Raw genomic sequence first — 26,013 nt, 5'->3', positions numbered from 1 at the left:
AGTTGGCCGGGGACAATTTTTAAAATAAAAAATAAATGAATCGTAGGGATAATCCGGTTATAAGACTTTCTGGAGTTCTTTTTTCAATACTTCGCTGATAACTTTCCCGTCGACCCTGCCACGCATCTCCTTCATCACAACGCCCATTAAAGGTCCGAGGGATCTCATGCCCTGCTCCTTTACGAAATCGATCCGATCTTCGATTATTCCGGCGATTACGGCGGAAAGTTCCTCTTCGGAGACGGACGGTGCGATCTTCTCCATCGCTGCCGAAACACTGTCGCCAGTCGACACCGCTCTCAGGATATCGGGAATCGCCTCTTTGGCAGCACTACCTCTCTCGACTGCGAGAAGCAGTTCAATAATCTCTTCGTCCCTGATGCGTCCGGTGCTGACACCGTCACGCCTCAACTCCCTGATCGTCGAGTAGATCGTCCTCGCCGCAAGGTTCGGTTTGACTCCCTTCGATACCGCTTCCTCGAACAGGCCTGCCTTTGACGAATAGGCCATCTGTCTTGCGAGCGATTCGTCGAGCCCGAACTCACCCGCAAAACGCTTTTCCTTATTGGTGATAAGTTCGGGCAGCTCAAGCGAATCCCAGTATTCGCCGCTGATGTCCACGGGGAGAACATCGGTCTCAGGATACATCCTCGCGGCCCCGGGCAGCGGCCTCATGTATGCCGAACTTCCCTCTTCGAGCATCTTGCGGGTCTCCTCCGGCACTCCGTCGAATGCCATAGCTGCACGCTTCTTTATCTGGCCGATTGCACATTCGGATTTTTTCTTCGTGTCTGCGACAAGGATCACGCAGTCCGAAGCACCAGCGGCAAGCCGATCTTTTAAGATCTTCACCTCTTCGGCGGTTACCCCGTAGGCCGGGAGCTCGTCTGTGTGGAACAAACCGCCGACGCCGCACTTCTTTGCATAGTCGGACATCTCCGACCCGAGCCTTCTCCCGGGCTGGATCTCCTTTCCTACAAGTCCCCCGAATCCGCAGAGCTTTATCGCAAGTATGCACTTCGCCCGTTTGAGGATCGACGATCCCGTATCCTTGAAAAGATCGGTGACATCGACGACCTCTTCGCCGACCGACGCACCCCTCTTCTTAAGCTCGCCGGCGATCTCCACTAGGTTCTGCTGCCTGAGCGCCTCGCGCCTGACGACCTCGTCTATAAGGCTTAAGTCCTGGACGCCCTTGATCTCGACCCTCGCACCGTCCCTGATCGAGATATTGACATCCTGCCTGATCGTCCCAAGGCCCCTCTTCACCCTGCCGGTCGAGCGGAGAAGCATTCCGATATATGCCGCAACCTCCTTCACCTGCCCGGGCGTTCTCATGTCCGGTCCGGTGGTGATCTCGGCGAGAGGAATCCCCAGCCTGTCGAGGGAGAACGTATCGCCTTCGACTCTCTGTGCCGCCTCCTCTTCGAGACAGATCGACTCGATCCTCGCCCCTGCCGGAAGAATGCCGTTGAGAGCCACAAGCGCCGTCCTCTGGAATCCGCTCGTGTTCGAGCCGTCGATGACGAGCTTTCTCATCACGTGGACCTGCTGGACCGGAGTCATTCCCATCATCTTCGCGAGAGTCAGCGAAAGCCCGAGCGCCTCCGGATTCATGGGGGCGGGCGGCTCCTCGTCGTTTTCAACAAGGCATGTCGTATCGTATGCGTAGTAGGTGTAGATGCGGTCCTGCTTCTTCATCTCCTCCTCGGCCGCCCTGTCGATCTCGCCCATCTCGCTCTCGGTCGCCCTCAGGTACCTCTTAAATTCGCCGCACCTCTCGTCCACGTCCCTGAGCGTCGTCGGGCAGTGGCAGAAGAGCTTTTCAGCCGTATCGAGCTGCTGGTGGATCTCGATTCCGGCCATAAGTCCGATCTTCTCATAATCCATTCGGCGTACACCTCCCAAGTTCGCCGCGGAGATTAGTCCGCATCAGTTCTGCAACCCTGTCCGGATCGCTCTCGTTTCCGAGCACCCACATGAGCTTGACCATCGCAGCTTCGGGCAGCATATCCCCGCCCTCTATAATACCTGCATTCAGCAGGTCGCGTCCGGTATCGTAGACCCTGTCGCAGACCCGGCCGTTTAAGCACTGTGATGTCATCACGACCGAAGTCCCGTCCTTCACCAGCGATCTCAGTGCCGGGATGCACCCTGACGCCGTGTGACCGAGTCCGGTCCCCATCACCACGAGACCCCTGTAGCCTTTGAACGCCTCGACGACCTCGGGCGACATTCCCGGATAGAAATAAAGGATTCCTACTTTCTCTTCGAGTTTATCGTTTAAGACCGGCTCTGTGCCTTCCTCTTTTCTCCTTGCCGCAGAGCACGAGAGCTTAACATCCAGCGACGGGTAGTCCACGGTTCCGAGGATATCCGAACCTATCGTTGTGAATGCGTCCCTCCTTGAGGTGTGCATCTTCCGGACCCTCGTTCCCCTGTGGATCGCACAGTAATCGTCGTTGGTCGTCGCGTGCATGACAACCGAGACCTCGCCGAGGTCCGAGACGGCGGCAGCAGCACTGCACAGGCCGTTCATCACGTTGTCGCTCGAAGGACGGTCGGCCGATCTCTGCGATCCCACGAAGACGATCGGGACCGGTGTTTCGATCATGAAGCTTAAGGCCGCCGCCGAGTATGCCATCGTATCCGTTCCGTGGGTGACGATCACTCCCCGCGAGCCCTTTTTGATCTCGTCGCAGACCGTCGATGCAAGCTTCCTCCAGATTGCAGGAGTCATATTCTCGGAGAGGATCGTTGCCGGAACCTGGGCGCTGAAATGCCCGATCTTTGCAAGTCCGGGGATCGCCCTCAGGATGTCGTCCGCCTCGAACTGGCTTGTGACAGCTCCTGTCCTGTAATCGATCTTCGATGCGATCGTTCCGCCCGTCGAGACTATCGACAACTGCGGGAGGCTCTCGTCCTGCTCTATTTTCTTTGCAGAATGGGGCCTGGGCGCCTGTGTCCTGAGTTTTGTCAGGATTTTAGCATCGATTCCCAGGTTGTATCCCGAGTCGAGCTTGATCACCGCTTTGCCGTCCCGCTCTGTAATATAAAATCCTTCGAGCTCTTTTCCCGCGTAGGTGCAGCCGACCCTGTCTCCCGGCTCTATTCCTGTACTCAACCTCTCAGCTCCTCTGCTGCTTCTATCATCCTCTTGTTCGCCTCTTCATTCTGTATTTTAATATCTGCCAGCCATTCCGCATCTTCTTTCAGTGCGGCCGTCTTTCCGGCGATCGACGCCATAACAGCCTCCGGTGCAGGCCCGCCTGTCGCAGACCTCTCGTTCACCGAGTACGCGACACCGAGAGCCCGTTTCACGTCCTCTTCGGTCATGCCGAGTTTTTTGAGCGAGATCCCCGCCATCTCCACCGCCGCTTCTTCGAGAGTGTCGATATCTATCTTCTTCATCCTGACAGCCCTGCCCGTTATCCCGTGCGCCGTCCGGAACGGGAGCCCGAACTCCCTGACCATCACGTCGGCCAGTTCGGTCGCGGTCGAAAATCCTTTTCCTGCCTCTTCGTTCATCCGCTCTGTGTTGAACGTCGCAGTGTCTATCATCCCGGCTATTATCGCAAGCGACGCTTTTACGTCCTCAACCGATCTCCAGAGATGCGGCCAGAGATCCTGCAGGTCGCGGTTGTAGCTCATCGGCAGCCCCTTCACTATCGTCATCGAGGCTGTAAGTGCGCCGAGGACCGATCCTGCCTTTCCCCTCATGATCTCCGCACAGTCGGGATTCTTCTTCTGCGGCATTATCGAACTTGTCGAGCAGTATTCATCCGCGAGCTCAATGAAGTTGACGAACGACGAGCTCCACAGTATTAACTCCTCGCACATCCGGCTCAGGGTCGTCATCAGTATGGAGCATGCGGAGATGACCTCTATGAATACGTCCCTCCCGGCGACGCAGTCCATCGAGTTTTCGAGAACTCCTGAGAACCCGAGAAGCTCCGCCGTATACTCCCTGTCGATCGGGTATCCGGTCGAAGCGAACGCAGCCGCCCCGAGCGGGCAGAGATCGAGACGGAGGTATGCATCCCCGAACCTCTCAAAGTCCCTCGTAAACACCTGCTCGTAGTTCATCATATAATGTGCGAGAGTCGTAGGCTGTGCGTGCTGGAGGTGGGTGAATCCGGGCATGTAGGATTCTGTATTCTGCCCGGCCTTTTCGATCAGGACATCCCGGACTTTATTTATTCCCGCCATGATCTCCGCCATGCCGGTCTTCAGCCTGACGCGTGCACATGTCGCGACCTCGTCGTTCCTGGACCTGCCCATGTGCAGCCTTCCGCCGGTATCGATCCCTGTCTTCTCTATTACAAGGGCCTCGATTCCTGCATGGACATCCTCGAATTTCTCGTTGAAGACCGAATCGGGCAGTCCGTTTTCATGAAGGTCAAGAAGGACAGTCATGATCTTTTCGGCCGCTTCCCTGCCGATGATATTCTGTTTTTCGAGCATCAGCAGGTGGGCGATATCCACGAGGATATCTGCATCCCCTATGAACCGGTCGGCCTCGCGGGACGAGAGGTAGCTCCAGACCTCGGGCGGACGGCCGTCGCCGAGCCTTCCCTCTCTCAAAGGATCTTTGCTCATGATATTCTCCACTCCTGTCCTAATTGTATGACCCGGAGCATATTTAAGGCGCCGATAAACCGGAGAAAAAGGAAGCCGGCAGGGATTTATCCCTGCGTTTTTTTGTGGATTATTTTGTGCGGGTTATATGTGGCGGGTTTCACTATTATTGACAACCTCTCGCCGCGAGCTGCATGGCAGGCTCGCGGATCGGCCCCGACCCCGGGGCCTCTCTTATTGTGATAGGCCACTCAGGGGATAGACGAGTATCCCCCGAGTGGCGGGCTGCGGGAAGTTCATAGCGTGTACTGGATGGGGGACATGCCCTGGCAAACTAAATTCAACAGCCCAGGGGACCCTTGCCGGTCCCGTGGGTGTGCCGTGGGAAGATTATCTTAGGGCAAGGCCCCTGGGGAGGGGTCGTCCGGCGGCTGAGCCGCCGGTGCCGGGGTCGCCAAAAATACTATGTGTGCAATATCCGAGCAAAAAAAAAAATTCAGAAATTCACCCTGTAGACCGGCTTCTCCTCCCGGACGAAACCCCCTCCGGAGGCTGTCACGTCCACGTGGACGTCTACTGCGTCGATCTTCATCTTCTTTGCCGCCGCATACGCCTTTTTGATGAACTCGTATCCTTCCGGCGGATTGTCGGGATCGAGGGCCTGGGTGAAGCACATGGGAGTGTAAGGGTAAGAATGCACCCCGAGATCGTGCACCTGGTTGTATATCGTAAATATTCCTACAGCGGGATCGGGAACCCTGATCCTGATCTTCACGTCTACCGGCTCGCGGAATCCGTCATCAGGAACGATCTCGAGCTTCATGTTGAGACTCTCCCCCTTCGAAGCGCAGTAGCCGTTTTCGGGAGAGTAGCATATTGAAAAAGGAGCTGTTATATTGTGCCCTGTGTGGCGTAGTCCATCCATTACTACTCATCTGCTCTTTTGAAATATACCATTTTACATGGGAGCCTGACGAGTCTTATATCTTTTAAGTCAAATCATATTGGGTTCGGTTGGCTGATGAGGTCAATAATTTGACCTATAATATTATCTATTATATACCGGCGGGGATACTTTTTAATGATCTGAGATAATCTGGTGATCATTATGAGAAAGATATTGGTTATGTTTGTCATGGCAGTCGTTGTTGCAGCGGCTGTGTTCGCTGCCGGCTGTACAGGAGACGGTAAGGATAATGCCGGTTCGACCGGACTCAAGGAGCTGAACTTCGGCTATCAGCCGAGTACGCACCAGATCGCGTATATGACCGCGATGAACAAGGGATGGTGGGAAGAGGTCATCGAGCCTTACGGATATACAACCGATCCCGATAAGAACGAGATCCAGTTCCCGACCGGGGCTCCCGAGATGCAGGCCATGCTCGCAGGCGAGATCGATGTCGCGTATGTCGGCGCCGCACCCGTGATATCCGCACTCTCGACCGGGCTTGAGGCGAAGATCGTCGCCGCAGTCCAGACGCAGGGCTCCGCACTCGTACTTCAGCCCGATATCGAATACAACAGTCCCGAGGATCTTAAGGGCCTGACGATCGCGACCTTCCCGGCCGGAACGATCCAGGACACGATCCTGAGAGAGTGGCTCGCTGAAAACAATATTACGGTCGGAGAGAACACCGATGCAGGGGAAGTCGACGTCCTGCCGATGGGCCCCGGCGACGCGATCACCGCGATGACTGCAAAGCAGATCGACGGAACGTTCCTCCCGTCACCCTCCCCCACGACACTTGTTGAGGAAGGAAACGGCAAGATAGTCGTTTGGTCCGGCACCATGAAGCCCAATCACCCGTGCTGTGTTCTCCTGGTGAGCGACAGGCTGATCGAGGAGAACCCCGATCTCGTCACCGCCCTCGTGAAGACTCACATAAAGGCGACCGGGTACAACCTCGCCAACCCCGACGAAGCTGCGCATATCTATGCAAACTACACAAAGAACACCTATGAGATCGCGAGCGAATCCATCGCCAACTGGGACGGTTCATGGGTCTCCGATCCGAACCTGATCGTTGACGGTGTGATGGATTACGTAAGTGTCCAGAAGGAACTCGGCTATATCGACAATACGCTCACTCAGGACCAGATCTTCGATCTCTCCTTCTATGAAAAGGCGACATCCGCCTGAATAACACTTTTTTATTTTCAGTTCACACTTGTATAGAGGAATCTCAGAATACCTGTCGGAAAGAGTTTCTATTAACCTATGCAGGCACTGACAATGACCAAAATATCCTATACTAAGTACAAAAAATATATCCTCCCGATAGCCGCGGTTATCGCCGCAATTATCCTGTGGCAGATTATTGCGGAGTTCTGGGTGAACGATGCATTCATTCTTCCGAGTTTTACTGATGTCCTGGATGCGCTTTATAAGGTAACTTTCGGGCCGAACGGGACCCTGTTCCCCGATATCTACAAGAGTCTCATACACTTTGCGATAGGGGTCACAGCCGCAGTTATTGTTGGAATTCCGCTCGGGATTGCGATGGGGTGGTTCAGGGATCTCGATACCGCAATCAATCCTATTATTGAGATTATCAGGCCGATACCTCCGCTTGCATGGATCCCGTTTGCGATTATATGGTTCGGTCTCACGGATGCGTCGGCGGGCTTCATCATCTTCATAGGTGCGGTCTTTCCAATCTTCATCAATACTTATACCGGATTCAGGAACGTCCCGAGGATCTTTATCGAAGCCGGGAAGGTGCTCGGGTGCACTGGCAACTTCAGCCTTATCCGACGTGTGGCGTTTCCGTCGTCTCTTCCGTCGATTGTATCCGGCATCAGGATCTCGATGGGCATCGGGTGGATGTGTCTTGTCGGTGCGGAGATATTCGGTGCGGGCGGCGGAAAGTACGGACTCGGCAAGAATCTCTGGACCTATTACAACCTGCACCAGATGCCGAGCGTGGTCGTGTACATGATAGTTCTGGGTCTTATCGGGCTTACGATCGACCTCGTGTTCAGGTACTTTGTGAACAGGCAGGCTCTCGGCTGGTGGGAGGAGGGTGTCTGATGGCGTCGGTCGACACAAGGGCCCTGTGCAGGGTCTTTACCAAGGAGGGTGACGAATCGGCGTCGGTTACCGCCCTTGACAATATCGATCTTCATATCGAGGACAAGGAGTTCGTCTGCCTCGTCGGTCCTTCGGGCTGCGGCAAGACGACGCTGCTCCGGATTATTGCAGGACTTGATTTTCCCACGTCGGGCTGCGTGACTGTAGACGGAAAGACCGTCGAGGGGCCGGGGCCGGAGAGAGGGATGGTCTTCCAGGAGTATTCTCTCTTCCCGTGGCTGAGGATTGCGGACAACATCGGCTTCGGCTTAACGATGAAGGGGGTCTCAAAGGCTGAGAAGCAGCAGACTGTCGATAAGTACCTGGATCTCGTCAACCTGGAATCGTTCGGCCGTGCGTATCCCCATGAGCTCTCAGGCGGAATGCGCCAGAGAGTCGCGATCGCGAGGGCGCTTGCAAACGATCCGGAAGTCCTGCTGATGGACGAGCCCTTCGGCGCTCTCGATGCGCAGACAAGGAACATGATGCAGAGGGAACTTCTCGATATATGGACGAAGACCAAAAAGACGATCGTGTTCGTTACGCACAGTGTCGACGAAGCGGTCTTCCTTGCGGACAGGATCGTTGTCCTCTCCCCCAGGCCTGGCAGGATCAGGGAGATAATCGACGTGGATCTGCCTAGAATCCGTGACAGGACGGACCAGAAATTTGCAAATCTCAGGCGTCATGTCCTCTCTCTTATGGAAGAAGAAAAGATCTGATCGCGAGGGGATAGTTAGATTTATTAGTTTATATCCCCATTTTTTATAGCACATTCAGATAGCGAGGAGTTTTTTAATATGGTACGAAAACCCGCAAAAATGTACAGAGCCATCTCAAAAAGGGCGTATACAAGGCGAGAATATATGGGTGGTGTGCCCGGTTCAAAGGTCGTCCAGTTCGACATGGGCAACACTAAGGAACAGTTCCCTGTAGAAGTATCTATTCTTGCAGAGGAAGCATGCCAGATTCAGAACAAGGCTCTTGAAGCCGCACGTATGGGCGTCAACCGTAAACTGCAGAAGGATATCGGAAGGATGAACTATCACTTCAAGCTTCGTACGTTCCCCCACCAGGTTCTCCGCGAGAACAAGCAGGCAACCGGTGCAGGTGCGGACCGTGTGTCCGAAGGAATGAGGATGGCGTTCGGAAAGGCTGTCGGAACGGCGGCACGCGTTCACCCCCAGCAGAAGGTATTCACTATCTACACTACTGAGGCATATGCAGAAAAGGCAAAGGCCGCACTGCGGAGTGCAGGCTACAAGCTTCCGACACCGACCCGTATCGTCGTCGAGAAGTCAAAGTCAGCACAAATTTAAATTAAATATTTTTTTGGGTGTAATGCCCGCTAAATATTTTTGATTCGTCTGGTTTGGTTTTTTCCTGAGCTGATGATCTTTATTGGTTTTTAAAAATGATTCGTCAGGCATAGAAGCAGTTTTCTGTTTTAAACGGGCGAATTAATTAAATCCTTAATCGGATTCTTCGGTGGGGATGTAGCATCAGAAAAATTATTCATGCCGGTCTATTTTTCCATCCGGTACATCCTGCGGGTTCGATGAGTCTGCTGACATACAAGATCATCTCCCCTTCTTCAGTCATGCTGAACTGACCGATCTCGCAAATGAACAATACCCCGGGTCGTATGTCAAAAAGCTGAAGGGACACAATAGTCTGCCTCTGTACTCTTACCGGGTCGGCCGGTACCGCATCATCCTGACCGTTGAGGACAACGTTATGGTTCTATTCATCATCGAAATCGGCGGTCGTGGCAAAACGACCGGAAATATTGATCAGGATCATAATAATTCCGTTGAAAGCAATCATCAAATCCCCTGCGATGCGGTTATCTCTCCCCGGGCCTTATCATAAACTATGATAAATGAAGGAGTTGGCGTATCCCTGCCCTTTTGCCTGTTCATCATAGGAATCATATTGGATTTGATAACCGGATCTTTCCCCTTCCTGACCCTGGTCACCGGCTGCCTGGCGATCCTTTTCATCCTGGCGACCGGTGTACTCGTCCTCGGTGAGATCAGGGACCGGATGACACAGGCCCCGAAATGAAACCGTCCGGTATTTATTCCGGCAACGCATTTTACCTCGCGGGCGATTGATTTTTTTAGATTTTTTATCCGACCCCCTTCTCTCCCTCTCTCAAATACTCCCTCAACAACCTCCCGAAACACCTTTCACAAACACTCATCTTCAATTCCCGCGAAGAAAAAACGGCCCGCCCTTCTCCGCAGAGATCACATTTCCCGAGATCTTTATTCACTCTCTCAAAATCCCGATGGTCGAGAACACCGGGAAGAGGAAGAGTCGAACTTTTTACATCTCCGGTTGACAAATTACCCGGTACATTTGCAGCTTTGCGGAAGTTTGCAGCAGTTTGCAGCACATTTCCGCAAAGTAACAAATCATTATAATCACATGTTTTTTAATTTTCTAAAATATACAACCGTTTTTGATTTATGTTTGCAGCAAACCCCTGCGCACACACACAACAGGATGAAGATAAATCCTTACGATCTGCTTCCTGTGCTTTGGAATTTTTCCGCAAAGTACTGTTCGTAGAGTGAATATCTCTTTCAAATGCATAGAATTCAGTAAAATAATCGTCCTCCGTCTCTTTTTTACTTTGCAGCACGTGCTGCAAACCTGCTGCAAAGTTGCTGCAAAGCTGCAAACTAATGACGACCCCGGTGTGACATCTCCACCCGGATCGACGATCGCGTATTTTAGTTCGCGGATCTCTTTGGAGAGTGCCTGCTTGATCAGGCAGAGGGGGACGGTTCCGGCCGCTTCGCTGATCTCCCCGGTTATTCTTTCTTTTGTATCTTTCATTATTATCATCGGGTGCGATTTCGTTACCTGTTAAGGATAGGGAAGGGAGTTGTTATAATATTAAATCGGAATTCGTGGAATAAATTGAGAATTGGATTTAACAGTGGGGAATTTTTTTGAAATTTGTTAGATTTGCTGTGTTAATCAGACATTTTTTCAGGAATTTATCTGGGCCTAAGCCCTGACGGGGCAACCCGATGCTCAGTTCGCTATGCGAACTTTCGCAAAGATGATAGCCCGTCCTGGGCGCTACCCGTTCGGGTAGCCCCGACCGGGGGAGAAACCAGTTTAAAAACGTGAAAAAAGTTGTAAAAGACAGTCAGATTTCATCTTGTATTTTGAAACGCTAAAGGAGAAAATTCCCGGAGCCGGAGGGATGCCTGCCCATCCCTGATTTACATGAATCGAAAATCATGTATTGTGTGTCAAAGTGGATATCAATCGAATACTTATATATTTATTATTAATCGATGTGCCGGCTGAATGTCAAAAGAATTGCAAAAGTTATTTAAGTGTCGATCTGAAAAATACCTTACACTCAGAGATTAAGCGCTGTACTCAATAATGTAGCAATAATCTCAGGTCTGTAAATTTTCAATGGAGGCAATTGTATATGCCAGTCGTCAGCACAGTTACACCCTTGTCCGGGCTGCCCGCGGGGGCGGTTTCGTTCCGGAACCCAACATACGGAAAATACAGAAAAAAAGAAAATCCGGGTCATTGCCGCCTTCTGACCGGGAGCGGTTTCTTATGACGGCAGAGAGAAACACCCGGATAATTACGGGCATATTCTTTCTTCTCGTTCTGCTGTTCGCAGTTCCCGTGTCGGCTTCAACCGTTACGATCGACAATTCATCTTCGATCGCCGCTGCACTTCTTTGTGTCGGCGACAGCGGAACGCTCATCCTTGAGCCGGGGATCTATTTCCAAAATTCGATCACCCTCTCAAACAGCACGACAATAAAGGCCAATACATCGGGTGGCCACGGTGCGGCGGATACCATAATCGATGCGCAGGGATCGGGAAGGATCTTTATCGCAGACAGTTATAGTTATTCGCTCAGTATTGAAAGCCTGACACTCAGGAACGGCAGGGGAGGTTACGGCGGCGCGATTGTTACAATCGGACCCGTCACCGTCACTAATTCTACGTTCGAAAGCTGCACGGCAACTTCCGACGACGGCGGCGTGATCCATTCACACAACACCGTCACCGTCACCAATTCTACTTTCACCCACTGCACGGCGACAATCGACGGCGGCGCGATCTATTCATCTGGGACCGTCACTGTCACCAGTTCTGTGTTCGAAAGCTGTACGACACCTATCGCCTCATATTGTACGGGCGGCGCGATCTATTCAGGCAGCGGCACGGTCATGGTCATCAATTCTTCTACTTTCGAGAGTTGCAAGGCAGGCGACGGCGGCGCGATCTATTCAGGCGGCAACATCACCGTAACCAATTCCACATTGACCAGCTGTACGGCAAGAGATGGCGGTGCGATCTTTTCAAGTGGCACGTTTACGGTCATCAATTCTTCTACGTTCAATAGCTGCACGGCAACGACCAGTTACGGCGGGGCGATCCATACACAATCATCTTCCAGTAGCAGCTTCACCGTCACCAATTCCATGTTCGATAGCTGCACGGCAAAAGTAAGGGGCGGCGCGATCAATTCATATTCAACTTCCGTCACGGTCACCAATTCCACGTTCGATAACTGCACGTCAACGGCCGGTAACGCCGGCGGGATCTATTCCGATGGTGGTGTCACGGTCATTAATTCTTCTACTTTCAATATCTGCACGGCAAAGGGAGGCAACGGCGGTGCGATCGATTTAATCGGCGGCACCATCGAAGTCACTAATTCGACATTGACCGGCTGCACGGCATACAACGGCAACGCGATCAATTCATCCGGCACCGGTGAGATGCATTTCTCCAGGATTTATAATTGCAGCAGTAGTGGAAAAACGGTCAATTCCACCGGCACCTTCAATGCTACGAACAACTGGTGGGGCACGAACAACCCGTCGTCGGGTTTCAACTCCAGTAATGTTTTCGTCGAACCGTGGCTCGTACTCGGGGCAATCGTTGATCCGTCTTCCATAACGCCGGCCGGCACCTCGACTGTCAGGGCCAACCTGACGTGGAACTCCGCCGGCACGGACACTTCGGGCATCGGGCATGTCCCCGACGGAATCCCGTTGTCGTTCGATATCGCAAGGGGTTCCGGCAATTTATCGGTAACAAACGGATACCTGATATCAGGAATAAACGAGAGTATTTTTACCCCGGACGGTTTAGGGACGACGAATCTCAGTGCCACGCTGGATGACCAGACTGTCAACGTTTCTCTCATTGTATCGCCTGTTCCTTCGGCCTCTTTCACAGGATCGCCTACATCCGGGACCGTTCCGCTCGTCGTATCGTTCACCGATACCTCCACCGGTTCTCCGACCTGCTGGAACTGGTCGTTCGGGGACGGCGAATGGTTCAACACTACCAACCCGGGCTTAAAAAACGCCACACATACATACCTGTCGGCAGGAACCTACACTGTCAACCTGACGGTCAGCAACGGATTGGGGAACGATACCGAATCCCTGGCGGGTTACATTACCGTTAATCCGGCATCTTCATCCGGTGGTTCATCCTCCCGGAGCGGGAGCGGTGGATCGAATTTCGATACCGGAACAGGATTCGCGACCGATATTAAGGCCGGCGAGACAGTCTCCTTTGATTTGGACAAAGGTGCGGTCTATATAGTATCGATCACGGCAGGGACCGATATCAAAAAACTGATGATAACGGTTCAGAGAAAACTCTCGGTTCCGTCGTCGGTAGGAAACCCCGGAACAAACGTCTACGAGTACGAGAATGCGGAACTCTATTATGCCGACAACTCCGAGCTGTCCGGCGGAACATTTAATTTTAAGGTTGAAAAGAGCTGGATGACGGCCAACGGATACGATTACACCGACATAGTAATGCTTCACTACAACGAGGAGACGGGAGAATGGGAGAATCTTCCCACTACATTCCTCAGCGAAGACGGTAATTACTATTATTACAGTGCTGAAACTCCGTCTTTCTCGTGGTTCGCAATCGCTGTATCAGAAGATTCGGCTGCCGTTTCCGGATCTTCGGAATCCACGAAGGCTGCAACTGCGGTAAGCACCTCTTCATCTTCGAACGTTCCCGCAGAATCGACTGCGGCAACGGATAATCCGGGCGGCACGGAAGAACAGCAGGCAGGGATGCCTGTTGTAATTCCTGTGCTGTTTGTCGTAATCGCGATAATCGCAATTGCTGCGATTGCCCCCCGCAGGAAAAAAGAGGAATAACAGGACTGATGGGGCAGGGAGTTAAAATAAAATGAATTTATTAGAGAGCTAAGGGAACTGGAATCGTTCCCCGCCCTTTCAATTTATAAATAGAAATTTTTCCGAAGGCAACACAAGTGCCACGTTCCAAAACGGCTCCCATTCAATCTTATAACCCGCGGGTTAAATGAAATAATCCTTCGCATTTTCTTCATTTATATACCCGACCGACAATCTATTGATCAGAGTGTTAAGGGAGCACCAGGACTCCTGCAATGACACTATCGATAAAGAAGAAACAACTCATAATACTCCAAACCCCCCACCAAAAGAGGACTCTTCCCCGGGTCCTCAACCTCAAAACTCATACAACCTCCACTAATTCCTTAGGGAGGAGGCAGACCCGAAAAGGGTAATTGCCCCTCTTTTATTCAAATTTCAGCCTCGCAGAAATCCTGTATTCACAATTCACATTCAGAGCAATACCCGGAAAAGCGGTCGGGCGATTAAACAGGAAAGGAGAAGAGATCAGATTTTGGTTCATAATAGAATTCTCTAAAAAGAGATGCGTTCTCTACAGCGCAGAAAAATGTAAAATATGGTATAAACCGGTGACCGAAGGTTATCCGGGAACTTGAAATGCCAAAGAAAATTTTGGAGTACGGGGGGATGCTTGCCGGTCCTTGATAGCGACTATCGTGATGAGGGGGAACCATCCCCTGCCTGTTAATTCGGAGCTTTTTTAAATTTGTTAGAGGAAATAAGCCCCTTACGGGGCAGCCCTCTGCTTAATTCGCTACGCGAATTTGCGCAATGACGATAACCCGACCTGGGCGCTATCCATCCGGGTAGTCCCGGCCGGGAGAGAAAACTTTTGGAAAACGTAAAACATGGTATAATAGCTAGCTAGGTTTCATCCGGGCTTTGAAACGGCCAAAAAGAATACACGGAGCCGGAGGGTCAAAGGGAGGGGGAGCCGTCCCCCTCCCTCTATCATAAACCCAAAACCCCTCCCCCGGAAAAATGTTCTTCAGGAAGAATGTCGTTGTATTAAAAGAGACAATCAGTCGATATGGTTGTAGTGATAGCGATGCTCAGGGAAAAAGTGGCTGAAGCCGCAGAAGAGGCGATACGGGAGGCCGAGATCACGCTCCCCGCCGACTTCATGCGTGCGTTCGAAAAGACAATCGCCCGTGAAACACGGGAGATTGCAAAGTCCGAATACGCGAATATCATGGAGAACATCAGGCAGGCGGAGACGCTCGGCCTCCCGCTGTGCCAGGACACCGGGCTCCACATATTCTATGTCACCATACCGCCGGAAGTCCCGTTCACGGACGAAATATTTCTCGGAATCCGCGACGGGGTGGAGAGAGCGACGAAGAGCGTTCCCTTAAGACCAAACGCCGTCGACCCCCTGACACGCCATAACACAGGCAACAACCTCGGGGACGAAACCCCCGCGATCCATATCCGCCCCGGCGACAAGTTCACCATCACCGCAATGCCCAAAGGAGGCGGAAGCGAGAACATGTCCCGGATGGCGATGCTCCTTCCCTCCGAGACCTCGAAGGTGAAAGAATTCGTCGCCGAAACCATGCTCATAGCCGGAGGAAGGCCCTGCCCGCCGGTCGTCCTCGGGGTCGGCATCGGCGGAACATTCGACAGCGTCACCGCACTTGCGAAAGAGGCCCTGCTCCAGCCAGTCGACGAGATGACGGATTTCGAACAGGAGATCTGCGACGCCGTAAATGCACTCGGTATCGGGCCGATGGGCCTCGGCGGAGACACCACCTGCATCGCCGTGAAGGTGAAGAAGGGCCACTGCCACACCGCCTCCCTCCCCGTCGCAGTAAACGTCCAGTGCTGGGCATGCCGGCGGGCCACAGTGGAGGTGAAACTATGAATCCCGGAGCGATACAGCTCAAAACCCCCCTCGGAGAGGAAGTCCTCGACCTCCGTGCCGGCGACAGGGTCGAGCTCTCCGGCACGATCTACACCGCACGCGACGAAGCCCATCTCAGGATGAAGGAGGCGGGAATACCATTCGACCCCGAAGGTGCAGTCATATTCCACTGCGGCCCCGTAGTCGCCGGCGGCCGGATCATAGCCGCCGGTCCCACGACATCCGCCAGGATGAACCCGCTCTGCGAATTCCTCCTCGATGCCGGTGTCAGTGCATTCATAGGAAAAGGCGGAATGAGCGACGAAGTATCCTCGCTCATGAAAGGAAGGGCAGTCTACCTTGCGTACACCGGCGGATGCGCCGCACTCGCAGCCTCGAAGATGAAACTAAAAGGCGTATATTATGAAGATCTCGGCATGGCCGAGGCAATCTGGGAGATCGAAGTCGACAGGCTCCCGCTCACCGTCGCTATGGACGCACACGGCGGAAACCTCTATTCCGGGGTCATCGCAGGTGCGAAAAAGGCATTCGGGTCCGGGTTCCCTACCGATTAATCATGTTAAATAAGAGACTATTTAGTAATTAAAAGAAGCAATAATATAGCAGTATAATACTCCAGGTCGTGCCCATGAAACTTGTTATTGATCAGAACCTCTGCAAAGGGTGCAATTTATGTACAATGGTCTGCCCCTACAATATTTTCCAGGAAGGAAGTGAGCTTAACAAAAAGGGCATAGTCGTTCCGGTCCTCGACAGGCCGGAGAGATGCACGAATTGCCGGCTGGCAAACCTTTACGGGAGGAGGCTGTGCGGCGTCTGCCAGCTGACATGCCCTGACCAGGCGATAAAGTGGGTCGAAGAAGAACCCTACGAATCCATGAAGGTGGTGATCGAGTATTGAGCAGAATTGAATTCATGCAGGGCAACATCGCCTGTGCGGAGGGAGCCCTTGCAGCAGGATGCACGTTCTTCGGGGGATACCCAATCACTCCGTCCACCGAGATAGCCGAGCATATGGCGAAGATGCTGCCGAAGAAAGGCGGCACGTTCATTCAGATGGAGGACGAGCTCGCGAGCGTCTCCTCGATAATCGGGGCGTCATGGGCAGGTGCACGCTCCATGACCGCGACGAGCGGACCTGGATTTTCGCTGATGATGGAGAACATCGGGTATGCGGTCATGACCGAGACCCCGCTTGTAATCGTGGATATACAGAGGGGCGGGCCCTCCACCGGCCAGCCGACTATGGCGGCACAGGGAGACATGATGCAGTGCCGGTTCGGCTCGCACGGCGACTTCGGCACGATCGCCCTCGTCCCTTCCACAGTCCAGGAGATGTTCGACCTGACGGCAAAGGCGTTCAATCTCGCCGACAGGTTCAGGTGTCCCGTCTTCGTGATGTCCGACGAGATCATCGGGCATATGAGGGAGAAGATCACGATACCCGAAGAGGTCGAAATAAAACCGAGGAAGATGCTGAAGGAGGGCATGCTCCCATTCGAGCCCGAAGCCGACATGATCCCCGGCTTCCCCGTCTTCGGGAAGGGCCACAGGGTGCACGTCACCGGCCTCACCCACGACGAGAGGGGCTACCCGCAGACGACCAACTGCGAACTCCACAGCGATCTCGTCAAACGCCTCGTGAACAAGATCGAGTCGAAGAGGCACGAGATCGCCGACTACGACGTAATCAACCCGGACGCCGAGATCGTCTTCATAACCTACGGCCCGCCGGGACGTGCGGTCCGGCAGCTCATGCACGACCACCCGGATATGGAGATCGGCCACCTGAATATCAGGATCGTCTGGCCGTTCCCCGAGGAGTCGCTGAAGAAGTTCCCGAACGCATCGAAGTTCATCGTTCCCGAACTGAACATGGGCCAGATCGCAAGGGAGATCCAGCGCCACACGAACGTGGAAGTGGAATCTATACCCAAGCTCGGCGGCGAGATGCACACGCCCGAAGAGCTCTTCGCATCGATGGGAGGGAACTCCCGATGACCCCTGTAGACTCAGTCGGGGAATGGTACAGGCACGACCGGATGCCGCACATATACTGCACGGGATGCGGCAACGGGACGGTCATAAACTGCACACTTGAAGCCATAATGCAGATGGGCTGGGACATAGACAATACGATATTCGTATCCGGAATCGGGTGCTCGTCCAGGGCGCCTGGATACATCACGACCGACTCCCTCCATACGACTCACGGCAGGGCTCTCGCCTTTGCGACCGGAGTGAAAATGGCGAACCCGGATTTCGACGTGGTTGTATTCACCGGCGACGGAGATCTCTCGGCGATCGGCGGCAACCACTTCATACATGCATGCAGGCGTAATATTGACATGACCGTCATCTGCATGAACAACATGATCTACGGTATGACCGGCGGACAGGGCAGCCCGTGCACGCCTGTCGGTGCGATATCGACGACGACTCCCTACGGAGCGGCCGAGCCTGTCTTCGATCTGGCACGCCTTGCGGAGGCGGCCGGTGCGAACTACTCGGCGAGGTGGACTTCCTACCACGTCAAGGAGCTGACGAAGGCGATAAAGACCGGAATGGAGACCCCCGGCCTGTCGTTCATCGAGGCGATGACCCAGTGCCCGACGTCGTTCGGGCGGAGGAACAAACTGAGGACGACGACCTCGATGCTTGAGTACCTGAGGGACAACGCCGTTCTCCTGAATAAGGCGAAGAGGATGGAGGCCGAAGGGCAGATGCTTTCGGGCGGCCAGTTTACGGTCGGCGAGTTCGTGAAGCGCTACAGGCCCGCACTCGGCGTAAGGGGTGAACGTAAATGAGGAACGAGGTTTTGTTCTCCGGTTTCGGCGGGCAGGGGATTATCCTCTCCGCCGTGATCCTCGGCAGGGCAGCCGCGATATACGACAACAAGTTCGCGGTCCAGACCCAGGTCTACGGGCCGGAAGCCCGCGGAGGAGCTTCGATGAGCGCCGTTATCATCGAGGACGATGAGGTTCTGTACCCGAAGGTGCGGAGTCCCGACATCTACGTGATCATGTCTCAGCAGGGTTACGAGAAGTACGGTATTAAGGCCGGAGCGGACGCGAGGATGCTACTCGATTCGGATCTCGTCTTTTCGAGGCCGGAGTGCCCTTATGCCGAGATCCCCGCGACAGGAACGGCGAAGAAGAATCTCGGAAAGGTGATCGTCGCGAATATAATTATGCTCGGTGCACTGGTTTCCGCGACCGAAGTCGTCAGCAGGGGCGCCATAGAGATGGCGGTTATGGACAGCGTCCCGAAGGGCACCGAGAAACTGAATATGGATGCTCTTAACGCAGGTTTCGAACTCGGGGAGAACTGCGAGTTTTAACGAGGTTTAATAATGAAGCTTTTGGAATACGAGGCCAAGGATATTTTTAAAAAATACGGAATCCCGGTAGCGAAGGGTTTTGTCGTAAAAAAAACCGACTGTGACGGAACGGGCGGAAAAATAAATTCCGGGATAAAAGAATGCGAACTCGGAGACGAGGTCGTCATCAAGGCCCAGGTGGAAGTCGGCGGAAGGGGCAAGGCTGGCGGGGTCGTGATCTGTCCTGCGGGCGATGCACCCGAGAAAGCGGCCGCGATGTTTGCAAAGGATATCAAAGGCGTCCTTGTCGACACGATCCTCGTAGAGGAGAAGCTCCCGATAACGGGCGAATATTATGTGAGCATCACTCTCGACCGGTCCAAAAAGGCGCCTGTGATCCTCTTCTCGGCCGAAGGCGGAGTGGAGATCGAGGAGACGGCGAAGAATAATCCCGGTGCACTCCACAGGGTCAGGGTCTCCCCGATGCTCGACGATATCCCGGACTTCATGATGAGGGAGCTTGTCAGGGACGCCCCGAAGGAGCTTGCTCCTGTAATAAAGTCGCTCTACCGTGTCTTCTGCAAAAGCGATGCTATCCTCGCTGAGATCAACCCGCTTGTAACGACTGGGAAGGGAGTTTATGCGGCGGATGCGAAGATCATCGTCGACGACAACGCTCTCGGCAGGCAGGGGATCACGGTCAATCGCGACCTGACGGAACGCGAGAGGCTGGCTGAGGATCTCGGTTTCTCATACGTCGAGCTTGAAGGAAACATCGGCGTTATAGGAAACGGGGCCGGACTTACGATGTCCACCCTTGATATGATCGAGTATTTCGGCGGCAAGGCTGCGAACTTCCTTGATGTCGGCGGCGGAGCGGACCGGGGAAGGGTTTGCAGTGCAGTGAAGCTTGTCTCGGGAATGGACGGCGTGAAGGTCATCGTCGTCAACCTCCTCGGCGGAATTACGAGATGCGACGAGGTGGCCGCCGGGATCGTTGAGGCGGGGGTCTCCCAGCAGGTCGTCGTCCGTCTTGCAGGAACAAACGAGGCCGAGGGCAAAAAGATCCTCTCGGAGAAGGGGTACAGGATGCTCGGGTCGATGGAAGAGGTTGTAAAGTTCGCGGTAGAGGAGGCGGACTGAGATGATATACGGTGATAAAAATACTGGCGTAATCGTCCAGGGTGCGACCGGAAGGCAGGGAGCCTTCCATATCGAACTGATGAACAAGTACGCTGAATCGGTGGGCGGAAAGGGAGTCGTTGCGGGTGTTACGCCGGGCAGGGGCGGGCAGGATGTCCACGGGGTTCCGGTCTACAACTCGGTAAGGGAAGCCCTCCTCGAACACGACGCATCGGTGAGCGTCCTCTTCGTGCCCGGTTTTGCGGCGGGAGATTCGATCATGGAGGCGGCATACAACGGCCTCGATCTCGTTGTCGCGATTACCGAGCACATTCCGGTTCACGATACGATTAAGGCGATATCATACGCCGGACTGGAAGGATGCAGCGTCATCGGCCCGAATTGTCCGGGAACGATGTCGCCGGGCGAGCTGAAGCTCGGGATCATGCCTGCACAGCTGGCGATGAGAGGCAATGTCGGTGTCATTTCGAGGAGCGGAACCCTGACGTACGAGGTCGTGAACGAGCTCAGCCGTGCGGGAATAGGGCAGAGTACGATCGTCGGGATCGGCGGCGACCCCGTGATCGGCGAGACTTTCGTCGATGTCTTGGAGAGGTTCGAGAACGACCCGGAGACTAAGGCGGTCGTTTTGATCGGTGAGGTCGGCGGGAACCTTGAAGAGGAGGGTGCGTCCTATACCGACCTTCCGCTAGTCACATATATTGCGGGGGTCTCCGCTCCGCCGGAGAAAAGAATGGGTCATGCCGGCGCGATCGTGGCCGGAGGGGAGGGCGACGCGGGGTCCAAGATCCGCCGTCTCGAATCTATGGGGATAACAGTGGCGGAAAAGCCGTCCGACATTCCTGTTCTCATCAGGGAACTTTTATAATAATGATAAATTTTATTAGGTATCAGCCGGGATGTTAGATTAGTGAATTCCGAACTTCTTATGATGCAGACTGCGGCTGATCTGGCCGCGAAGACGGGTGCCAAAGCGATCGTTTCCTTCCTCTCTCCACTGGAATTCGAATCCGGTATTCCGGTGATCTGGGTCGAGGATCTCCAGCTCGATGTCCTAAAGGACCTGACCATGCACGATATCCTTGAGGTCTCCGAGAAACATCTCAACGATGCCGCCGTCCAGATATACCTCGCCAAAGAGTTCGAGGAGGGGATTGTCGTCGGAGTCTTCCCGCATGCGTTGATTACGTTCGATATCAAGGACGGGAGTTCGTTTATCAACGTCAGGAGCTTCGAAGATATCATCCCGAGGGATGTGATGTCGGCGGTGCTGAAGGTGGCCCTGGAGATCTCCCGGCAGGGGCGGGAGGGGCGCAATATCGGAACTGCGTTCATCATCGGCGACGAGAACAAGATCTATACCCACTCTTACCAGGCGATTATCAACCCGTACAAGGGGCAGAAGCCGGAGGACTGCAACATCAAGAACGAGCACAACTGGGAGAGCATAAAGGAGTTCGCCCAGCTCGATGGTGTTTTTATCGTAAATACCGAAGGGCAGATCGTCTCGGCGGGAAGGTACCTGAATATCAATACCGGAACGGTGAAGCTTCCGGGCGGAATGGGCGGAAGGCACCTTGCGGCTGCGGCGATTACGATGGATCTCCCTGTGGTGGGTGTTACGGTGTCGGAGTCGGGCGGAATCGTGAGGGTGTTCAGGGACGGGGCCTGTGTCCTGACCATCAGGTCTGATATAAGGATACGTTAAATCTCACTTTTTATTTTTCAAGGGATCTCTGTGCTCTGTTTCCTGCGTGGATAAATATCACACAAATGGCCGCAAAAGCGATCCCGGAAATTCCTGTGATAAAACCGAAACCGGGCGACTCTTTTTCCTCCGGCACCATGACGATGTTGAATTCGACGCTGGTGTTGTCGAAACTCTCTACACTTCTATACCGCCTGAAGCCTTCTTTGTCCGCCGTAATCATAAGCTCAGGGCCGTAGACATTTTCGATCAGGTAATTGCCACTGGTATCTGTCATGCTGGTTGATCCTAAAGGAACGTTGTTAAAATCGAGCCAGACTGATGAGTTTATCGTCACCCGGCAATCCTGCAGCGGTTCACCCTCCGGGTCCGTGACCTCTCCGTATACCGCATATTGGATTGTATATCCGGGCGAAAGCGGCGGTCCGGTAATTATTGTAAATGTAGTTGTTTCGGATACCGAATTGCCTTTTTCGTCCGTGACTGTGACAACAATAGAATTTTCCCCACCGCTTTCCACGTGGACGGACTCTTCAATATGAGAGGAGGGACCGGCTTCAACGGTCTCCCAACCGCTGTCGACGGTTATGTTTGCAATCGCATACTTTGAGGAGATGTCGGCGATGACCCTGACCTCATGGGGAACGACGTCGCTGTTGAAACTCGTTCCGTTTTCCGGTGAGGTGATGTTGATCGATAAGGGCTGATCGGACCCGCCGGATGACGCAGAAGCCGGGGCGGATGAAAGGAGCAGCAATAGCAGTATTCCTATGCTAATTGTTTTGATTTTATTCATCCTCCTCATGAATTAAATTCAGGTTCTACACTGTATTCTAACCACCGGTGGCAGGTTACGTCTCCTCAGGAAACCGCAAATCCTGCACCGGTGGAGGATGTGTATTCAGTCCTTAATCATTACTTTCGCTATAACCCTTTGAGTACCCCGGCATATTTTAGAAAGATTGTTTTACTAAATGTAAAATGTGGCATCCATTATATAAATGACTAAATTAATATACGCAAAAAGAGCTTTAATTTTATGAGATTTTCCTTTTCTCGTGTATTGTTATTGATCGTTCTTTTGGTCGCGGCGGTTGCGATAGTGCCCGTATCCGCACAGGCATACCAGAACGTCGAGATGACGGTCGATACCGACAGTTCGACTCTCGGAAAGATCGTCTCTGTTACGACGGTGCCCGAGATCGGATCGTATTCGGTTACAATAACTCGTGGGACAGACGTCTTTCCTGCGTCCGCCGGGGATTCGATCGAAGACGGTGACATCCTGATATTGCAGAGAGGTGCGTATGCCGACATTTCGCTCTCCGACAGGTCCGCATCGCAGATGTTCGGGGGAGGGACCGACGGCCTTGCAGTTTTGTTCAAAAAATCCGGTTCTTCGGCCGGCAGTGCCGACGGACAGGTGAAGACTCTGTACCTTCCCGCGGACACCGACCATGAAGCAGGCAGGGTCGATTCGGTAAGCGGCAGCTGTTATATCAAGAGGGGCGATCGCATCCTCCCTGCTAAAGTAGGCGAAATAATACTCGTCGGAGACCGGGTGTCGTGCGAAGACGGCTCGCAGGTTACGATCGAATTCTTCAGTCTCGGTTCGGGCAGGACATTTTCATCCGGTTCGGTATGGTCGATAGAGACGGAAAGCGGCGAAACCGGGGCAGTCGGTGCAGTAATGTCGATATTCGATGAGATCGGGAAGAAAGCATCGGAGATCTGGGGGACTCTTACAGGATATCTTACCGGCGGCAAGTTCGACACCGATCAAATGACGGAAGGCGCCGGAGTCAGGGGCTGAATTCCGCCGCATTATTCCCCTGAAACTAAATATTTTTCATTGCGGAAACACGGGCCGCCTTTTTTCCCCTGTCATATGCGGCAGGCGACAATCTTCCGCGTATTACTCATAGTAATATTCAATAAGCAAAATATATTGTATAACTGAATTAAAGTAATATAGAATTGTCTTTTGGGAGAAAGTTATGCAGAGAAACATCTCAGTTGAGAAACTTACACAGACACCAATAGAAAAGCAGCAGATAGAGATTGCCGAAAGGAAGTGCATCGGTCATCCCGACAGTCTTGCGGACGGAATCGCGGAGGCGGTATCGAGGGCCCTTTCAAGGAAATACCTTGAAGAATGCGATGCGGTCCTTCACCACAACACAGACCAGGGCGAAGTCGTCGCAGGAGAGTCCATACCGAAATTCGGCGGTGGAAATGTAACAAGGCCTATTTACATCCTACTTACCGGCCGTGCGACGAAGGACTTCCAGGGAAAGACCATCCCCACCGACGCCATTGCAGTCGAGGCAGCCCGCAACTATCTCAGGGAGACGCTCCAGTTCCTCGATATGGAGAGGGACGTAATCGTTGACTGCAGGATGGGAGTCGGGTCGTCAGATCTCCGCGACGTCTTCAGGGCATGCGGCGACAATCCCGTACCTCATGCAAACGACACCTCGTTCGGTATCGGCCACGCACCCTTCAGCGACCTTGAAAACATAATCCTCAGGGTAAGCGAACACATCGACAACAATGTCAGGCCCAAGAACCCCATAATCGGAACTGATGTAAAGATTATGGGACTCCGGCAGAACAACGAGATCAACCTGACGCTCTGCGTCCCGATGATCGACAGGTTCTGCGGCTCGATGGACGACTACGTCGATGCAGTCGGCTTCATAGGCGAAGAAGTAAAGAAGGTTGCATCCGGCTGCACCGACCGTAAGGTCAACGTCTGGATAAACACCGGCGACCGCGTAGACAAGGGAAGCATCTTCCTTACAGTTACCGGAACCTCGGCGGAGATGGGCGACGACGGATCCGTCGGTCGCGGCAACCGCTGCAACGGCCTCATTACTCCACAGAGGCCGATGAGCATGGAGGCAACGAGCGGTAAGAACCCGATAAATCACATAGGAAAGATCTACAACCTTCTCTCGACCGAGATCGCAACGCAGTGCGTAAACGAGATCGACGGAATTGACGATCTCTACGTCCGCCTTCTCTCGCAGATAGGAAAGCCAATCGACCAGCCGTTCGTGGCAAGTGCGCAGTACATCGCCGAAGAAGAGTGCAGCACCTCGGTCGAAAAGGATATCAATTCGATAATCGACGAAAGGCTGGCCGATATCGCGTCAATTACCGAGAGGGTAATCCGCGGTGAATTAAAGACTTTCTAATACAACTATTTTTATAAGAATGAATTCCGATGCAAAACCGGGTGATGTAATACGTCTCGCCATCCCCAATAAAGGCAGGATTGCCGATCCGATCATCGAAACCGTCGAGAAGAGTGGTCTCAGGATAAAAAACAGCGTCCAGAGGAAGCTTATCTCCAGGACTTCCGATCCGGAGATCGAGGTCCTGTTCGCACGTCCTATCGATATCCCCGAGTTCGTTGCCGACGGTGCGGCCGATCTCGGAATCACCGGAAAGGACATGATCATGGAGAGGGGCTCCGATGTGGAGGAGCTTCTCGATCTCCAGAGTGGAAACGCGAACCTTGTGCTGGCCGTCCCGGCCGACTCCGACATAAACGACCCTAAACAGCTTGACGGTCTCCGCGTCGCGACAGAATTCTCCGGGATCTCAAAGAAATATTTCAACGGTCTCGGGATCGACGTCACGCTCGTTCCGGTGGGGGGCGCCTGCGAGGCGGCACCTTATCTCGGGATCGCCGATGCTATAATCGATCTCACCAGTTCGGGCGTTACTCTCGCCACGAACAATCTCCGCGTAGTCGACGAGGTTCTCAGGTCGACGACCGTTCTCATAGCCAACAGGGATGCGAAAGAGAGACACCCGGAGAAGATCGCGGAGCTGTGCCTCGCTCTCGAGAGCGTGATCATGGCTCGCGGCCAGTGCTATCTCATGATGAACGTCACACGCCCCTCGCTTGAGGAAGTGAAGAGGGAGCTTCCGGGACTTTCCGGGCCTACGGTGATGGATGTCTCGTCGGACGACAATCTCGTGGCGGTTCATGCGGTCGTAAAAGAAGACCATCTCTACTCACTCGTCGGAAAGCTGAAGAAGGCGGGCGCCAGGGACATTCTCGTCATCCCGATCGAACGGATGATCCGTTAATCCGGGTGGCG

General features: G+C 53.5%; 24 protein-coding genes. 18 read left to right on the top strand and 6 right to left on the bottom strand.

Features of this window, described 5'->3' with window-relative positions:
* Nucleotides 1-57: 57 nt before the first annotated feature.
* The 4 genes from gatE to MPET_RS11525 all read right to left on the bottom strand — a co-directional run bounded on the left by gatE (nucleotide 58) and on the right by MPET_RS11525 (nucleotide 5,503).
* On the bottom strand, nucleotides 58-1,890 hold the full coding sequence (gatE, locus tag MPET_RS11540; protein WP_013330213.1) for a Glu-tRNA(Gln) amidotransferase subunit GatE: 1,833 nt from the start codon (nucleotides 1,888-1,890) through the stop codon (nucleotides 58-60).
* Complete coding sequence (gatD, locus tag MPET_RS11535; RefSeq protein WP_013330212.1) at nucleotides 1,880-3,124, bottom strand: Glu-tRNA(Gln) amidotransferase subunit GatD; 1,245 nt, start codon at nucleotides 3,122-3,124, stop codon at nucleotides 1,880-1,882. The genes gatE and gatD overlap by 11 nt, the downstream gene beginning before the upstream one ends.
* Nucleotides 3,121-4,599, bottom strand: a complete 1,479-nt coding sequence (argH, locus tag MPET_RS11530) for an argininosuccinate lyase (protein WP_013330211.1) — start codon at nucleotides 4,597-4,599, stop codon at nucleotides 3,121-3,123. The genes gatD and argH overlap by 4 nt, the downstream gene beginning before the upstream one ends.
* 475 nt (nucleotides 4,600-5,074) lie before the next feature.
* Nucleotides 5,075-5,503: a hypothetical protein gene (locus tag MPET_RS11525; protein ID WP_013330210.1), complete on the bottom strand. Its 429-nt coding sequence runs from the start codon at nucleotides 5,501-5,503 to the stop codon at nucleotides 5,075-5,077.
* Between the two features lie 183 nt (nucleotides 5,504-5,686).
* On the opposite strand from MPET_RS11525, the gene MPET_RS11520 reads away from it, so the two are divergent.
* From MPET_RS11520 to MPET_RS14890, 5 genes are all read left to right on the top strand, one after another.
* Nucleotides 5,687-6,718: an ABC transporter substrate-binding protein gene (locus MPET_RS11520; protein ID WP_013330209.1), complete on the top strand. Its 1,032-nt coding sequence runs from the start codon at nucleotides 5,687-5,689 to the stop codon at nucleotides 6,716-6,718.
* 78 nt (nucleotides 6,719-6,796) lie between these two features.
* The gene (locus tag MPET_RS11515) at nucleotides 6,797-7,609 is read left to right on the top strand and encodes an ABC transporter permease (RefSeq protein ID WP_225353817.1); all 813 of its coding nucleotides are present in this window, start codon (nucleotides 6,797-6,799) and stop codon (nucleotides 7,607-7,609) included.
* Complete coding sequence (locus MPET_RS11510) at nucleotides 7,609-8,370, top strand: ABC transporter ATP-binding protein (RefSeq protein ID WP_013330207.1); 762 nt, start codon at nucleotides 7,609-7,611, stop codon at nucleotides 8,368-8,370. Before MPET_RS11515 ends, MPET_RS11510 begins: the two co-directional genes overlap by 1 nt.
* 78 nt (nucleotides 8,371-8,448) lie before the next feature.
* Nucleotides 8,449-8,967 carry a 50S ribosomal protein L16 gene (locus tag MPET_RS11505; protein ID WP_013330206.1) on the top strand — a complete coding sequence of 173 codons (519 nt, stop codon included), beginning with the start codon at nucleotides 8,449-8,451 and terminating at the stop codon, nucleotides 8,965-8,967.
* 556 nt (nucleotides 8,968-9,523) lie between these two features.
* Nucleotides 9,524-9,715 carry a hypothetical protein gene (locus tag MPET_RS14890; protein ID WP_083773185.1) on the top strand — a complete coding sequence of 64 codons (192 nt, stop codon included), beginning with the start codon at nucleotides 9,524-9,526 and terminating at the stop codon, nucleotides 9,713-9,715.
* A 405-nt stretch (nucleotides 9,716-10,120) separates the two neighbouring features.
* Here the strand turns inward: MPET_RS14890 and MPET_RS15380 are convergent, their stop codons facing one another.
* Nucleotides 10,121-10,495 (bottom strand): hypothetical protein, encoded by a 375-nt coding sequence (locus MPET_RS15380; RefSeq protein WP_187287556.1) that lies wholly within the window; start codon nucleotides 10,493-10,495, stop codon nucleotides 10,121-10,123.
* Between the two features lie 750 nt (nucleotides 10,496-11,245).
* Between MPET_RS15380 and MPET_RS11490 the strand changes: the two genes are divergently transcribed.
* The 10 genes from MPET_RS11490 to MPET_RS11440 all read left to right on the top strand — a co-directional run bounded on the left by MPET_RS11490 (nucleotide 11,246) and on the right by MPET_RS11440 (nucleotide 21,898).
* A complete protein-coding gene (locus tag MPET_RS11490; protein WP_013330202.1) occupies nucleotides 11,246-13,843 on the top strand; it encodes a PGF-pre-PGF domain-containing protein in 2,598 nt (865 codons plus the stop codon).
* A gap of 1,051 nt (nucleotides 13,844-14,894) precedes the next feature.
* Nucleotides 14,895-15,728 carry a fumarate hydratase gene (locus MPET_RS11480; RefSeq protein ID WP_013330201.1) on the top strand — a complete coding sequence of 278 codons (834 nt, stop codon included), beginning with the start codon at nucleotides 14,895-14,897 and terminating at the stop codon, nucleotides 15,726-15,728.
* On the top strand, nucleotides 15,725-16,282 hold the full coding sequence (locus MPET_RS11475; RefSeq protein WP_013330200.1) for a FumA C-terminus/TtdB family hydratase beta subunit: 558 nt from the start codon (nucleotides 15,725-15,727) through the stop codon (nucleotides 16,280-16,282). The genes MPET_RS11480 and MPET_RS11475 overlap by 4 nt, the downstream gene beginning before the upstream one ends.
* A 74-nt stretch (nucleotides 16,283-16,356) precedes the next feature.
* Entirely contained in the window at nucleotides 16,357-16,629 is a 273-nt protein-coding gene (locus tag MPET_RS11470; RefSeq protein ID WP_013330199.1) for a 4Fe-4S dicluster domain-containing protein, read from the top strand.
* Nucleotides 16,626-17,729 (top strand): 2-oxoacid:acceptor oxidoreductase subunit alpha, encoded by a 1,104-nt coding sequence (locus MPET_RS11465; protein ID WP_013330198.1) that lies wholly within the window; start codon nucleotides 16,626-16,628, stop codon nucleotides 17,727-17,729. Before MPET_RS11470 ends, MPET_RS11465 begins: the two co-directional genes overlap by 4 nt.
* On the top strand, nucleotides 17,726-18,535 hold the full coding sequence (locus MPET_RS11460) for a thiamine pyrophosphate-dependent enzyme (RefSeq protein ID WP_013330197.1): 810 nt from the start codon (nucleotides 17,726-17,728) through the stop codon (nucleotides 18,533-18,535). The genes MPET_RS11465 and MPET_RS11460 overlap by 4 nt, the downstream gene beginning before the upstream one ends.
* Nucleotides 18,532-19,068 carry a 2-oxoacid:acceptor oxidoreductase family protein gene (locus MPET_RS11455; RefSeq protein ID WP_013330196.1) on the top strand — a complete coding sequence of 179 codons (537 nt, stop codon included), beginning with the start codon at nucleotides 18,532-18,534 and terminating at the stop codon, nucleotides 19,066-19,068. The genes MPET_RS11460 and MPET_RS11455 overlap by 4 nt, the downstream gene beginning before the upstream one ends.
* 12 nt (nucleotides 19,069-19,080) lie before the next feature.
* Complete coding sequence (locus tag MPET_RS11450; protein ID WP_013330195.1) at nucleotides 19,081-20,190, top strand: succinate--CoA ligase subunit beta; 1,110 nt, start codon at nucleotides 19,081-19,083, stop codon at nucleotides 20,188-20,190.
* A 1-nt stretch (nucleotide 20,191) separates the two neighbouring features.
* Nucleotides 20,192-21,058, top strand: a complete 867-nt coding sequence (gene sucD / locus MPET_RS11445; protein ID WP_013330194.1) for a succinate--CoA ligase subunit alpha — start codon at nucleotides 20,192-20,194, stop codon at nucleotides 21,056-21,058.
* Between the two features lie 42 nt (nucleotides 21,059-21,100).
* The gene (locus MPET_RS11440; protein ID WP_013330193.1) at nucleotides 21,101-21,898 is read left to right on the top strand and encodes a DNA integrity scanning protein DisA nucleotide-binding domain protein; all 798 of its coding nucleotides are present in this window, start codon (nucleotides 21,101-21,103) and stop codon (nucleotides 21,896-21,898) included.
* 10 nt (nucleotides 21,899-21,908) lie between these two features.
* Here the strand turns inward: MPET_RS11440 and MPET_RS11435 are convergent, their stop codons facing one another.
* Entirely contained in the window at nucleotides 21,909-22,694 is a 786-nt protein-coding gene (locus MPET_RS11435; RefSeq protein WP_148222230.1) for a carboxypeptidase-like regulatory domain-containing protein, read from the bottom strand.
* 267 nt (nucleotides 22,695-22,961) lie between these two features.
* Between MPET_RS11435 and MPET_RS11430 the strand changes: the two genes are divergently transcribed.
* From MPET_RS11430 to hisG, 3 genes are all read left to right on the top strand, one after another.
* The gene (locus tag MPET_RS11430) at nucleotides 22,962-23,711 is read left to right on the top strand and encodes a hypothetical protein (protein ID WP_187287555.1); all 750 of its coding nucleotides are present in this window, start codon (nucleotides 22,962-22,964) and stop codon (nucleotides 23,709-23,711) included.
* A 184-nt stretch (nucleotides 23,712-23,895) separates the two neighbouring features.
* Nucleotides 23,896-25,098 carry a methionine adenosyltransferase gene (locus MPET_RS11425; protein WP_013330190.1) on the top strand — a complete coding sequence of 401 codons (1,203 nt, stop codon included), beginning with the start codon at nucleotides 23,896-23,898 and terminating at the stop codon, nucleotides 25,096-25,098.
* Nucleotides 25,099-25,117: 19 nt separating this feature from the next.
* Entirely contained in the window at nucleotides 25,118-26,002 is an 885-nt protein-coding gene (gene hisG, locus MPET_RS11420; protein ID WP_013330189.1) for an ATP phosphoribosyltransferase, read from the top strand.
* The last annotated feature ends 11 nt before the right edge of the window (nucleotides 26,003-26,013 follow it).

It is taken from the genome of Methanolacinia petrolearia DSM 11571, from assembly GCF_000147875.1.
GTDB classification, from domain to species: domain Archaea; phylum Halobacteriota; class Methanomicrobia; order Methanomicrobiales; family Methanomicrobiaceae; genus Methanolacinia; species Methanolacinia petrolearia.
The sequence above is the reverse complement of the archived record's forward strand: the minus strand, read 5'-3'. Positions and strand labels throughout refer to the sequence as shown.